At 65.8% G+C, this 13,431-nt stretch carries 10 protein-coding genes and 1 pseudogene; 6 read left to right on the top strand and 5 right to left on the bottom strand.

Features of this window, described 5'->3' with window-relative positions; translation table 11 throughout:
* Positions 1 to 98 precede the first annotated feature (98 nt).
* Entirely contained in the window at positions 99 to 623 is a 525-nt protein-coding gene (locus ACVILH_RS33425; RefSeq protein ID WP_456716697.1) for a cupin domain-containing protein, read from the top strand.
* A 245-nt stretch (positions 624 to 868) separates the two neighbouring features.
* On the opposite strand, the gene zigA is transcribed toward ACVILH_RS33425, so the two are convergent.
* The 3 genes from zigA to ACVILH_RS33410 form a co-directional block, all read right to left on the bottom strand.
* On the bottom strand, positions 869 to 2,074 hold the full coding sequence (gene zigA, locus ACVILH_RS33420) for a zinc metallochaperone GTPase ZigA (protein ID WP_456716696.1): 1,206 nt from the start codon (positions 2,072 to 2,074) through the stop codon (positions 869 to 871).
* 576 nt (positions 2,075 to 2,650) lie between these two features.
* Positions 2,651 to 3,877: a pilus assembly protein TadG-related protein gene (locus tag ACVILH_RS33415; protein ID WP_456716695.1), complete on the bottom strand. Its 1,227-nt coding sequence runs from the start codon at positions 3,875 to 3,877 to the stop codon at positions 2,651 to 2,653.
* Between the two features lie 253 nt (positions 3,878 to 4,130).
* Positions 4,131 to 5,558 carry an MATE family efflux transporter gene (locus ACVILH_RS33410; protein WP_456716694.1) on the bottom strand — a complete coding sequence of 476 codons (1,428 nt, stop codon included), beginning with the start codon at positions 5,556 to 5,558 and terminating at the stop codon, positions 4,131 to 4,133.
* A gap of 327 nt (positions 5,559 to 5,885) precedes the next feature.
* On the opposite strand from ACVILH_RS33410, the pseudogene ACVILH_RS33405 reads away from it, so the two are divergent.
* Positions 5,886 to 7,222, top strand: a pseudogene (locus ACVILH_RS33405) (phospholipid carrier-dependent glycosyltransferase).
* 111 nt (positions 7,223 to 7,333) lie between these two features.
* Positions 7,334 to 8,932, top strand: coding sequence for a response regulator (locus ACVILH_RS33400; protein WP_456716693.1), 1,599 nt, complete (start codon positions 7,334 to 7,336; stop codon positions 8,930 to 8,932).
* Between the two features lie 3 nt (positions 8,933 to 8,935).
* On the opposite strand, the gene ACVILH_RS33395 is transcribed toward ACVILH_RS33400, so the two are convergent.
* Positions 8,936 to 9,589, bottom strand: coding sequence for an OmpA family protein (locus ACVILH_RS33395; protein WP_456716692.1), 654 nt, complete (start codon positions 9,587 to 9,589; stop codon positions 8,936 to 8,938).
* A 376-nt stretch (positions 9,590 to 9,965) separates the two neighbouring features.
* Here ACVILH_RS33395 and ACVILH_RS33390 point away from each other — a divergent pair, with 376 nt between their 5' ends.
* Both ACVILH_RS33390 and ACVILH_RS33385 read left to right on the top strand, forming a co-directional pair.
* Positions 9,966 to 10,196 carry a hypothetical protein gene (locus ACVILH_RS33390; protein ID WP_456716691.1) on the top strand — a complete coding sequence of 77 codons (231 nt, stop codon included), beginning with the start codon at positions 9,966 to 9,968 and terminating at the stop codon, positions 10,194 to 10,196.
* A 73-nt stretch (positions 10,197 to 10,269) separates the two neighbouring features.
* Positions 10,270 to 11,436, top strand: coding sequence for a winged helix-turn-helix domain-containing protein (locus ACVILH_RS33385; protein WP_456716690.1), 1,167 nt, complete (start codon positions 10,270 to 10,272; stop codon positions 11,434 to 11,436).
* On the opposite strand, the gene ACVILH_RS33380 is transcribed toward ACVILH_RS33385, so the two are convergent.
* Positions 11,421 to 11,825: a ribosomal maturation YjgA family protein gene (locus ACVILH_RS33380; RefSeq protein ID WP_456717155.1), complete on the bottom strand. Its 405-nt coding sequence runs from the start codon at positions 11,823 to 11,825 to the stop codon at positions 11,421 to 11,423. The two genes, ACVILH_RS33385 and ACVILH_RS33380, sit on opposite strands and share 16 nt — an antisense overlap.
* 201 nt (positions 11,826 to 12,026) lie before the next feature.
* On the opposite strand from ACVILH_RS33380, the gene ACVILH_RS33375 reads away from it, so the two are divergent.
* Complete coding sequence (locus ACVILH_RS33375) at positions 12,027 to 13,373, top strand: MFS transporter (protein WP_456716689.1); 1,347 nt, start codon at positions 12,027 to 12,029, stop codon at positions 13,371 to 13,373.
* Positions 13,374 to 13,431: the final 58 nt, after the last annotated feature.

Raw genomic sequence — 13,431 nt, 5'->3', positions numbered from 1 at the left:
GCGAAAAGGTTCTGAGGGAACCGGAATGGCGCGGCTGCGGCATTTCGACTAGGATGCTTCGGTTCCTATCGAACATCACGAATCCGAGAAGAAGAAAAATGTCAGGATCTCACGACCACGCGCACGGCCATTCTCACGATCACGACCACGGCGACGAGCGCTGGAAGCACGACGGCGTCCGCGTCATCCCGGGCAATCAGCTCGACGGCAACGTGCCGTCGACGCCGGGCATGGACCGCAAGGCCGCGATCAATTTCGCGCGCGTCGGCGCGCAGAAGCTGTGGGCGGGCACCGTCACGATCAAGCCGGACGCCAAGACCGGCGCGCATCATCACGGCCATCTCGAAAGCGTGATCTACGTGGTGAAGGGAAGAGCGCGGATGCGCTGGGGCGAGCAGCTGCAGTTCACCGCCGAGGCCGGCCCCGGCGACTTCATCTTCGTGCCGCCTTATGTGCCGCACCAGGAGATCAATGCCAGCCCCGACGAGGTGCTGGAATGCGTGCTGGTGCGCAGCGACGGCGAGGCGGTGGCGATCAACATCGACATCGAGCCGGTGGAGAAGCCGGAGACCGTGCTGTGGGTCGACCCGGTGCACCGCGATCCCGCCGAGACCAAATCCTGACGATTGAAGCGCGATGAGATCGAGATGAATCGTCATCGCGCGTCAGGTTGTTGTTTGCGCATGTCCTCTTCGGAAAATCGCTACGCCCTTTTCCGGATCATGCTCGACGAAAATGGCGGAGCCATCTCGCGATGGCCCCGCCAGATCGGGAGCGGCTGTACCGCTTCCTCACGCGCGGATCAGGGGCGACTGCCGCGCGTGTCTCGCTGTTGCTGATCTCGCAGGAGCGGCTCGATCGTTGCTGATCAGGCCGCCTCGTTGGCGCGCCGCCACACCGGAAACGGATCCGACAGCCGCGCCCAGGCGGCGACATCCATCGCCGGCTTGCCCGGCAGCAGGCAGGCATCGAGCCGCGCGCTCAAGCCGCCTTCGTCCATGTTGCTGCCGATGAACACGATCTCCTGGCGACGGTCGCCATAGACCTCGTCCCAGCGCTGCAGCAGGCGCGCGCGCCAGGACGGATCCTCCGGCCATAGCTTCTGCGGCACGGAGGCCCACCAGAAGCCGAGCGCGCTGGTGCGCACGATGGCGCCGGCCTGGCTGATCTCGCCCAGCCATTGCGGCCGCGTCGCCAGCCAGAAATGCCCCTTGGCGCGGATCACGCCCGGCCACGGCTCGCGCAGAAACTGATCGAACCGCGCAGGAATGAACGGCCGCCGCGCGCGATAGACGAAGCTGGTCACGCCATAGGTCTCGGTCTCCGGCGCATGGTCGGCGAAGCCGTAGAGCTCGTTGTACCAGAGCGGGTGCTGCTGGGCGCGCGCGAAGTCGAAGCGGCCGGTCGCCAGCACGCGTTCGAGCGGCACGCGGCTGTGGCTCGCCTCGATCACATCGGCATCGGGATTGAGCGAGCGGATGATCTTGCGCGCGACATCGCGCTGCTCGGCGCTGGCGTCGTCGATCTTGTTCAGCACGATCACGTCGGCGAACTCGATCTGCTCGACCAGGAGATCGACCAGCGCACGCGTATCGCCTTCCAGCGCCTCGCCGCGCTGCGCGAGGAAGTCGGACGAGCCGTAGTCCTTGAGCAGGTTCACTGCGTCGACCACGGTCACCATCGTGTCGAGCCGGGCGACGTCCGACAGGCTCGCGCCGCGCTCGTCACGGAAGTCGAAGGTCGCGGCGACCGGCAGCGGCTCGGAGATCCCGGTGGATTCGATCACCAGATAATCGAAGCGGCCGCTCTCGGCGAGCGCGCGGACCTCTTTCAGGAGATCGTCGCGCAAGGTGCAGCAGATGCAGCCATTGGTCATCTCGACCAGCTGCTCATCCGTCCGCGAAAGATTGGCACCGCCATCGCGGACCAGATCCGCATCGATGTTCACCTCGCTCATGTCGTTCACGATCACCGCCACCTTCAGGTTCTGGCGGTTGTTCAGGATGTGGTTGAGCAAAGTGGTCTTCCCAGCCCCGAGGAAGCCGGACAAGACCGTGACGGGGAGTTTGCGCATCGAGATCGAACAGCCTCTTCAACGGGAGGGGACGGTGCCGGCGGACAGCCATGCGGCCTCGTTTGTGATGTTATAACGTAACATCAACTGAAATGGCTGGGGGTGTCAAGGGGAGGGAGGGGTGACGAAGGCGTGAGGGTGGGGGCGGATGGGGAGAGGGCGCTTTCTGCGGGGGGCAGAGATTAGGTGACCATGCGTGAGGCGGGGCTCTTTGCGTGACCATGACCGCGCCGGTAAGACGCGAAGCGCCGGATCAATGCGGCGAACGTGCGTCACTCTGGCCACAAGCGATGCTGCACTCCCTCTCCCCGTTCTTCACGGGGAGAGGGTCGGGGTGAGGGGCAGCCGCACGGGCAGACCCAACTACTAAGCTCGTCTCTACTGATCAGGAGTGCGTCTTCAAGGTGCTACAGCGTCTCGGCATGAGGGCATGCTGGACTCACACCACCCGTTCCGCTGCCCCTCACCCCAGCCCTCTCCCCGTGAAGGACGGGGAGAGGGAGTGCAGCGCCGCTGCGGTGATAGCTCCGGTCTTATTGCATAGGACGGCTATCGCCTGCACGTCTCGCGCGTCAACTACTTCGCCAGATACGCCGTGCCGGCGGGGCCGTTCGACACCGACATTCCCATTGCGCCGGGTGCGATGCTCCAGTTGGTCTGGTTCAGGATCAGCGTGTTGAACACCATCGTCACGCTGTTGCTGCTCATGGTCGAGACCGAGTTGATGGTGACGTTGCGGCTCGGCAGATACATCAGGCCGGTGTAGGACGAGCTGCTGCTGCCGTTGATCGGCAGGTTCGTTGCCGACAGGCCGCCCGGCTCGTACATCAGGATGTTGGCGTAGGTGCCGGTGGTCGGCGCGGACAGCGTGGCGTTGACGTTGCCGTTGAAGGTCAAGGTGGCATTCTGGTCGACGAGATAGAAGGTGACGCCGTTGCCGGTGACCGTCCAACCCGAGTTGAAGGTCATCGTCCCCTTGATGATGTAGAGGCCCGGATTGAGCGTCAGCGTGCCCGAGCCGTTGAAATTGGTCGAGCCGCAATAGACGCCCGGGCTCAGCGTGACCGAGCCGGGATCGTAGACCTTGTTGTTGGTCGTGCACGACCCCACCGTCACCGCGGGCAGCTTGCCGGCGAACGGATCGCTGATCGCCGCGCAGCCGGTCTCGACCGGCGGGGTGACGCCGCCGTTCTTGGTGACGGTGGTGCCCTTGACGCAGATGCGCTTGGCATTCAGCGTCGCGTTGAACATCGCCGCCGGGCTTTGCGTCGACAGCACGTGGACCTCGCAAGCGGGCGCATTGAGCTGGGCGCCGGAATTGACCAGCAGCGATTGCGAGTTCAGCGTGCTGACGAGCAGAATGCAGACCGGCGTCTTGCCCTGGGCGCCGGCCTTGGCGGTGGCTGAGGCGGTGACGCCGAGCGACGAGGTGCCCATCACGTTGAGGAAGGAGGTCTTCACCGTCGCCGTTGCGGTGCCGGTGAGCGTGCCATCCTGGTTCGCCGTGAAGGTGGCCGAGGTCGATGTGCCGAAGCGGTCGGAGAAATCGCCCATGAACACCGCGTTCGCCGTCGCGACCTGCTGCGCGCTGGGCTGGACCACGCCGGCGAGCACGGCGGCATCGACGGCCTTCTGCAACTTGGTCTTGGTATCGCCGGACTTGCCGAAATCGACGGCGGCGCCGATCGAGATGATGATCGGGATGATGGCGATGGCGAAGATCATGCTGATCTGGCCGCCGCTGGCGCGCCAGAAGCGGAAGGAGAGTCTGCGAAGAGCTGCGGGCGAGATCGATGCGGTCATGTGCGGCGCTTCCTGAATGTGTGCTGGCTCCGCACCAGGAAGTGACGGCGAGACATTACTGCGATCTGAATCCGGTTCCATAAAGGAACCGGGATCGATGGACCGGGCCGTGCAAGGTTATTAGTCTATTCCCGGGATCGCCGAGAGCCGGTCGTTCGCACCGCCCGCAGGTAGTAGCGCGGAAAATTGCTTTTATTCGGCGGTGTCGCCGGGGCGATTATTAGTTGTGAGATTGCGGAATTCGCGTGCGGTCTCACCGCGGTGGCGCGCGCCAGATCCGGCTCGCCGGCAGGACCAGGCTGCACACCAGCGCGTACACAACCAACGACAGTGCAACCATCGCGGCCAGCGAGCTCATGCCGCCGCCGAGCATCACGATCGCGACATAGCCGCCGCCCGCCGCGATCAGGATGCGCAGGATCGAGCCGATGAACGGCCAGAGCACGTGGCCGGCGCCCTGGCCGGCGAAGGCCAGCACGAAGCCGAAGCCGAGCGCGGCATAGGCCGGGGCGACCATGCGCAGATAGATCGCGCCGTCGCGCAGCACGTCGGCATCCGCGCTGAACAGCGTGAGCCAGAGCGGCGGATGCAGCGCCACCATCATGCCGATGGTCCCGACCAGCAGGGCGCCGCTCGATGCGCTGATCCAGGCGATGCGGCGGGCGCGCGCGCCCTGGCCGGCGCCGATATTGATGCCGACCATCGTCAGTGTCGCGGTGCACAGACCGAACAGGATCGGGATCATGATGTAGTCGAGCCGCGAGGCGATGCCGTAGGCGGCGAGCTCCGAGGTGCCGAAGCGACCGGCCAGCGCGGTCACCAGGATCACGGTGAGATTGACCAGGACGGCGTTCAGCGCGGTCGGCAGGCCGACCTTGAGGATGTCGGCGAACAGCCTGAGCTGCAGCGGCGCGACGCGGACATGCAAGGTGGAGCGGCCCGAGGCCATATAGCGGACGAGCACCAGCATGGCGCCGCAATAATACAGGCCGAAGGCGATGCCGGCGCCGGCGATGCCGAGGCCCGGCAGCGGCCCGAGGCCGAAGATGAGGAGCGGCGAGGCCGGGATCATCAGCACCGCGCCGATCAGCGTGACCAGCGCCGGCACCCGCACATTGCCCGCGCCGCGCAGCGCTGCCGCCTGGAGATTGACGATCCAGACGGGAATCGCGCCGGCGAACAGATAGTTGGAGTAGCGCAAGCCGGCCTCCAGCGCGCCGCCGCGGCCGCCGAGCGCGTGGTATAGCGCCGGGCCGAACAGGGCGGTCGCCAGCGTGAACAGGGAGCCTGCGATCACCGCGAGCACGATGGCATGGAAGGCGACCGCATCGGCATCGGCGCTGCGGCCCGCGCCGATGGCGCGCGCGACCGCCGAGGAGACGCCGCTGCCGATGCCGCCATTCGACATCATCGTCATCAGCATGAAGATCGGAAACACCAGCGCGGCGCCGGCCAGCGCATCGGTGCCGAGCAGGCCGACATAATAGGCCTCGGCGACGTTGACCGCGGTCTGCGCCACCAGCACCGACATGGTCGGCAGCGCCAGCCGGACCAGGGTCGGCAGGATCGGGCCGGACAGCAGCGCCGCACGCGTGGCCGCGGCCTTGGCGCGGGACGGGTCGGGCGGCGGGGCAGGCGGAGCCGCGGGCGCGGCGCTGATCGAATCGGTCGAAACGTCCATCGTGCCTCCGCGCGCCCCGGCGATCTCGTCGATTGAAATGACGATCATCATTCAATAAGGGCGTGGACACCAGCCGGTCAAGGCGACGCCGGCGCAGGTCCCTCATGATTTCTTGAGCGGGCTTGGCCTTGCAGTGGATGCGCAGGCCGACGCCGCCATGGATGGTCGTGTCGACCGGCTGCGGGTCGAGGGTGCCGTCAACAGCTGCCCGGCGGCGAGCCTCATATCCACATCGAAGATTGCCTCCGCTTCTTATAAAATGGGCACGAGCTTGCCTCGATGCGCCGACGATGGTTAGTGGGCGCATCATCAGATCCGTTCCAGCACATGGCCATGAAGCGATCTGCGGCGCGCGAGGACGACGACGAAGATGCGGGCGATGCCGTGCAGGATGGCGCCCTGTCGGTGCGCCGTTGCGTGCTGACGACGCTGCTGGTCTTCGCGATTGCGCATGTGCTGCTGATGATCGGGCTGGCGTCGCCGCCGAAATTCGTCTTCGACGAGGTGCACTACGTGCCGGCGGCGCGGCAGATGATCGGGCTGGCGCCGGCGAGCCCGCAGCTCAACCCGATGCATCCGCCGCTCGCCAAGGAGCTGATCGCGCTGTCGATCAGGACGTTCGGCGACAATCCGTTCGCCTGGCGCTATCCTGGCACGGTGCTCGGCGGGCTCGCCATTGCCGCGATCTATCTGTGCGGCCTCGCGCTGTTTGCGGCGCAGGGACCTGCGATCGCGGCCGCGCTGCTCGCCTTCTTCAACCAGATGCTGTTCGTGCAGGCGCGCACCGCGATGCTCGACATCGGCGCGCTCGCCTTCAGCCTGCTCGGCATCGCGGCGTTCCTGTTCGCCTACCGGCAGCGGCGGCCGCAATTGCTCTTCGCGCTGGCCGGTGCGTTGTTCGGCCTGGCCATCGCCTGCAAATGGAGCGGGCTGTTTCCGTTGCTGACGGCGCTCATCATCGTCGGCATCGTCAAGCTGCTGCAGCATTGGCAGACGTCGTTCGGCGAGGCCGAGCCGACAGATTGGTATCAACCTGAGCAATGGCCGGGTCTCGGCTGGCTGCATATCGGGCTTTGCCTCGGCCTGATCCCGATGCTGGCCTATCTCGTCACCTTCATTCCCCTGCACGGGCTGTCGGTCACGGCGATCTTCGAAGCGCAGCGCCGCATCTCTTCGCCGACAGCATTACCACGGCGATCGCCGGCCACACTTACATGAGCGCGTGGCCGACCTGGCCGTTCCTGGTCCGCCCGGTCTGGTTTCTGTTCGACAAGACCAGCGACAACGACATCGCCGCGATCGTGCTGCTCGGCAATCCCCTGGTGCTGTGGCCGGCGCTGATCGCGCTCGTCCTCTGCGTCAGGGATTTCGTCGCGACGCGCAGCGCATCCGCGTTCCTGATCCTCGCGTTCTATCTCGGCTGCTATCTGCCCTGGGCGATGCTGCCGCGCACGCTGAGCTTCCTGTATTACTACCTGCCGTCGGCAACGCTTCTGAGCCTTGCGCTGGTGCATGCGCTGCTGCGCTGGCCGGCCCAGGTGATGTGGGCGTATGTCGCGGTTGCGGCGCTAGGCTTCCTCGCCATGCTGCCGATCAGCTCGGCGTTCATTGGCACGACGATGAGCACCTTCACCCGGCTGATGCTGTTCCAGAGCTGGATCTGAGCTCCAGCAAGTTCCATCCGGGTTCCAACCGTCTGTTGCTTGACGAGTCGGCCGCTCACCGCCAGTTTCGCTTGCGCTTCGCAAGAAGCGTTGGGGGAGGGGCGCTATTCGATGTTGGGATGGTTTCAGCGGCTGCTCGATTCGTCAGCCTTGTCGCCGCACGGCATCTGCCTGTTGTGGGAGCCCGAGCTGATCTGGCTCCATGTCGCGTCCGACGCCGTGATCGCCGCGGCCTATTTCTCGATCCCCGTGGTGCTCACGCTGTTCGTCTCGAAGCGGCGCGACGTGGATTTCGGCTTCCTGTTCTGGGCGTTCGCGCTGTTCATCATGGCCTGCGGCGTCACTCATGTGCTGTCGATCGTCACGCTATGGGTTCCGATCTACGGCATCGAGGGGCTGGTCAAGGCGATGACCGCGGTGGCGTCGATCCTCACTGCCGGCATCCTGTGGCCGCTGCTGCCGAAGATCCTGGCGATCCCGTCGCCGGCGCAATTGCGCGCAGCGGAGGCGGCGCTCGTGGTCGAGAGCCGGCAACGGCGCGAGGCCGAGGACATGCTGCGCCACGCCCAGAAGATGGAGGCGGTCGGCCAGCTCACCGGCGGCGTGGCGCATGACTTCAACAATCTGCTGACCATCATCAGCGGCAATCTCGAGATCGCCGAGCGCAGCCTGCGCGCGCAGGGCGAGGCCGCGCGTGACCGCCTGTCGCGAGCCATTTCCCATGCCGCCAACGGCGCGCAGCGCGCCGCGACCCTGACGCAGCGGCTGCTCGCCTTCGCGCGCCGCCAGCCGCTCGATCCGCGGCTGACCAACGTCAACAAGCTGCTCGCCGGCATGTCGGACTTCTTCCGCAGAACCCTGGGCGAGACGATCAGCGTCGAGGTCGTCGAGGCTGCTGGGCTCTGGCAGGTCGAGGTCGATCCGAGCCAGATGGAGGCCGCGATCCTCAACCTCGTCGTCAATGCCAAGGACGCGATGCAGGGCCAGGGCAAGCTGACGATCGAGACCTCGAACAGCTTCATCGACGAGGGGTATGCGCGGCAGCACGCCGACGTCCGGGTCGGCCAGTACGTCCTGATCGCGATCACCGACACCGGCGTCGGCATGCCCCGCGATATCAGGGAGAAGGCGTTCGATCCGTTCTTCACCACCAAGGAACCGGGGCAGGGCACCGGCCTTGGCCTCAGCCAAGTCTATGGCTTCGTCAAGCAGTCCGGCGGCCACGTCAACATCTACAGCGAGGTCGGCGAGGGGACGACGGTGAAGATCTATCTGCCGCGCGCGCATGCCTCCGCGCCCGATGCGCCGGAGAGCCGGGCCGCCGTGGTCGGCAGCCGCGGCAGCGAGACGGTGCTGGTCGTCGAGGACGAGCCGGAGGTCCGCAGCTATATCGCCGAGACCCTGGCCGAGCTCGGCTATGTCGTGCATGAGGCGCCGGATGGGCCTGCCGCGCTGGCGCTGCTCGCGCGCGAGCCGCTGGACGTGGACTTGCTGCTCACCGACATCGTCATGCCCGGCATGAACGGGCGGCAGCTGGCGGATGATCTGCGGGTGACCCGCCCGACGCTCAAGGTGCTGTTCATGACCGGCTATTCGCGCAACGCCATCGTCCATCAGGGACGGCTGGATCCGGGCGTTGCGCTGCTGCAGAAGCCGCTCAGCCGGACCATGCTCAGCAGCAAGATCCGCGAGGTGCTGGATGCGCCGTGACGTCTACTTCGCGGCCGCGGTCTTGCTCTCCATGTTGACGACCTGGACGCGCCGGTTGAGCGGATCGGCCGGGTTGGCGGCATCCTTCAGCTTGGTCTTGCCGTAGCCGACGGTGACGAGGTCCTGGCCGGCGAGGCCGTACTTCTCCACCAGATAGCGCTTGATGGTGTCGGCGCGGCGCTCGGACAGATCCTGGTTGAAGCTGTCTCCGCCGATGCCGTCGGTGTGGCCGGCGACCACGAAGGTGGAGCCCTTCAGGTTCGGATCCGACAGCGCCTTGCCGAGCTCCTGCACCGCCGGCAGCGAGCTCTTGCTGATGTCGGCCGAGTTGTAGTCGAACTGGATCTCGAGATCGATCTTCGGCTTGGTCGCGGCCAACTCCGCGATCTGCTCGCGCTCGCCGAGCGACAGCGAGCGGGTCTTGCGGTTGCGCACGCTGTCGAGCAAGGCGGCCTGCTTGGCTTGCGCCGCGGCATCGACGGGCGAGGCTGTCTGCGGGCCCACCGTGATGCCGCGCGTGACCGATTTCGGCTTCAGCGCGTTGAGGATCTGGTCGGCGGTCACGGCCTCGCCGGCGAAAGCCGTGCCTGCGCCGATCATCAGCACGGCGGACAACGCCGCCGCCCGGACTGCAAAACGTTCAAAATATGGGGTCATCGTCGTCGTCCTCGGCTGGTCATGGCTCGTGGCCATTGGATGCGGCGACGATAGAACCGGTTCAAAGCCCTGGAATGTGATCGGGCTCACTCACGCCGCGGCTCCGCGCCACCGGCGGGAGGTTCGACCTGCTGCACGCGCGACGCAAAGCGTTCGGCGCCTGGCCGGTCTGCGAACAACAAATCGGCCAGATGCGGGTCTACCGGATATCCCTGGCTGGAAAAAAATCGCAAAGCAGGGGAAGCGAGGCGGGCAACAAGCGATTGAAGTCAAGAAACGGCAACAGAAAAGTACAGCATTGTTCAACTCATCACCCAGGCGCGACTACCCATCTCACCGGACCGGTGGTCAGGATTCATCGGGCTCCACCGGTTCCATGTCGACCCTGATCGGGGCGGGGATCATCGCGGCGTCCATCCTGCTGTCGACGTTGATCGGCGCCGTGGGCAATCGCTATGTCGGTCTGGAAAGTCCGTCGGAGGACACGGCGTGGCTGATCGACCGCCTGACCGGCCGCGTCTACAAGTGCCGTGCGCCGGATCCCGGCCGGGCGAACTGCAAGTCCGAGATCGCCACCGGCAGCGTCCCTGAGAAGGCGAAGCCTTAAGTTCCGCGCCGGGATCTCGTCGCACGAATTGCCGTTGCGGGAGACTGGCCGAATTTCGCACGATCGCGCGGTCATGCCCGCCGTTCCCGTTCCATTGACCAAGACCGCCGCGCGACGGCTCTGGCTGCGCGCCCAGCGCCTCGATGAGGAGGCGCCGTTCGGCGCCGGCCCCGCGGCCGTCGCGGCGGCCGTCGTCCATCTCGGCTATGTGCAGATCGACACCATCAACGTGATCGAGCGCTGTCACCACCATATCCTGTTCAGCCGCATCCCGGATTATCGCCGATCCGATCTCAGGCAGGCGCAGAGCGCGGACAAGACGGTCTTCGAATATTGGACGCATGCGCTATCCTACGTTCCCGTGCAGGACTTCCGCTATTTCGTGCCGGCGATGCGCCGCTATCGCCGCGAGGGCCACCGTTGGCTGCAGACCGTCAAGCCCGAGGACAGCCGCAAGGTGATGCGGCTGATCCGCCAAGGCGGCGCGCTCACGATCCGTGACATCGACGATGACGAGCTGCGCGAGAAGGACCACGCCTGGGCGAGCCGCAAGCCGTCCAAGCGCGCGCTGCAGCTCGGCTTCTATGAGGGGCTGCTGACGGTCGCCGGCCGCGACGGCATGCTCAAGACCTACGATCTCACGACGCGGCATTTCGGCTGGGAGAGGCTGCCGAAGGGCGCCACCGAGCGCGAGATCGCAACCTATCTGCTCGACCGCGGCCTGCGCTCGCAGGGCGTCGTGAGCCTGGATTCGCTCTGCCATCTCAATGCGCCGCGCAAGGCGGACGTGCGCCGCGTGATTGATCAGCGCGTCCGGCGGGGTGAGCTCGTGCCCGTCGCCGTGGAAGGCGCAGGCAAGCAGGAGCATTGGGCGACGCCGGCGGCGCTGGAGGAGGCGATCGCGATCGATCCTGCGCGCGTGCACATCCTGTCTCCGTTCGATCCTTTGATCATCCAGCGCAAGCGGACGCGGGCGATCTTCGACTACGACCATCGCTTCGAGGCCTATGTCCCGAAGGACAAGCGGCTGTTCGGCTATTTCGCGCTGCCGGTGCTGGTCGGCGAGGAGATCGTCGCCGCGCTGGACCTGAAGACCGACCGGCAGAATGGCAGGCTGCTGATGCAGAAATGGAGCTGGGTGGGTCACGGCAAGGCGGCGCGCGGCGACCATCGCAAGGCGCTGAAGCGGATCATCGAGGACGAGCTGCACCGGTTCCAGCGGTTTCAGCTGGGAGACTGACGCTCCGTGGCTTGCGTGGATGCTGCCGCAAAGAGCGTGCGGTCAATGCAGATGCCGATGACAATGCCGATCGCATAGGCGACGATGTTCCACGGCGAGAAGATGCGGCCGAGCAGCAGCGCGCCGGCGAGCGTCAGGCGGAAACTGTCCAGCCAGGGCGTGTGGATCAGCCGGCTCGCCTCGACGATCACGGCTGCGGCGAGCGCGAGCCCGCCGATCTGCCGCCATGACCTTAGCGGCAGCAGCGCGACCAGCAGCATGTACACCATCATCGCCCAGAGGATGGAACCGCCATACTTCACGATGAAGGCGGGAAGGCCGACGCCGAGGCCGTAGAAGCGCAAGCCGAGCCCGAGCGCGATCACGACCAGCGCCGTCACCAGTGCCATCGCGGCGCGGCGGCGCTGACTCAGTCCCGTCGTGATGAGCAACAAGCCATTCTCCAATGTCGTCCCGGACAAGCTGCGCCGCGCGCCCGTGATGCGCCGATGGGCTGTGGGATGTCACGTTTTTCCGATTGACTTGCCATCACCGATGCTCAACACCGCCCATCAACTACCAAATTCGGCAATGCTCCGGGGAGGAGATCGATGAGCCCATCCGCCACGCGTCCAACCGCCTTGAGCCCCGCCGCATCCGGCCGCTCCGACATCGAAAATTCGACCATCCGCGCCATTTCCTGGCGGCTGATTCCGTTCCTCGTGCTCGCTTATTTCTTCTCCTATCTCGACCGCGTCAATCTCGGCTTCGCCGCGCTGACCATGAACGCCGAGCTGAAATTCTCGCCGCTGGTGTTCGCCTGGGGCGCGGGCATCTTCTTCATTGGCTATTTCATCTTCGAGGTGCCGAGCAATCTGGCGCTGGAGAGGTTCGGGGCCAGCCGCTGGATCGCGCGGATCATGGTGACCTGGGGCATCATCTCCGCGCTGATGGCGCTGGTCTCCGGCCCCTGGAGCTTCTACATCCTGCGCTTCCTGCTCGGCGTCGCCGAGGCCGGCTTCTTTCCCGGCATCATCCTCTATCTCACCCATTGGTACCCGGCGCAGTATCGCGCGCGCTTCCTCGCCGCCTTCGCTGTCGCGGTGCCGATCTCGACCGTGATCGGCGCGCCGGTGTCGGGCCTGCTGCTCGGCATGCACGGGCTGATGGAATTGCAGGGCTGGCAGTGGCTGTTCATCATCGAGGGCATCCCATCGGTGCTGCTCGGTGTCGTCACCTGGTTCTACCTGACCGACCGGCCGGAGCATGCGAATTGGCTCACGTCCGAGCAGAAGGCCTGGCTCGCCGCCAAGCTCGAGGCCGAGACCGCGGCCAAGCAGGCGGCCGGACACATGACGCTCGGCGAGGCGCTGTCGTCGCCGAAGGTGATCGTGCTCAGCCTGATCTATTTCGGCTTCGTCGGAGCCCTCTATGGCATGCAGTTCTGGCTGCCGCAGATCGTCAAGGCGTTCGGCCTGACCAACACGCAGACCGGCTTCGTCACCGCGATTCCCTATGCGTTCGGCACCGTCGCCATGATCCTGTGGGCGCGGCATTCCGATGCGACGCGGGAGCGGGTCGTGCATGTCGGCGCGCCGATGATCCTGATCGCTGTGGCGCTCGCCGCATCGAGCCAGATCGGCGATCCCACGTGGACCATGGTCGCGCTGACCTTCGCGGCGATCGGCGTGTTCTGCGTGTTCGGCGTGTTCTGGACATTGCCGACGGCGTGGCTGTCGGGCACGGCCGCCGCCGGCGCGATCGCGCTGATCAACTCGATCGGCAATCTCGCCGGCTTCGGCGGTCCCTACCTGGTTGGCTGGATCAAGGACACGACCGGCTCGACCACGCATGGCCTGCTCGCGCTGTCGGCGCTGCCGTTGATCGCGGGGCTGCTGGTGTTCTTTGGCGGCCATGAGAGCAAGGTGGAGTTCGCCGGCCAGGCGCCGGCGGAATGACGGCCGGACTGTGGCGCATCGGTCGCAATCGGCTGATGATCACACGTCCCTGAGATTA

The organism is Bradyrhizobium sp. USDA 4353 (assembly GCF_054063215.1).
The sequence above is the reverse complement of the archived record's forward strand: the minus strand, read 5'-3'. Positions and strand labels throughout refer to the sequence as shown.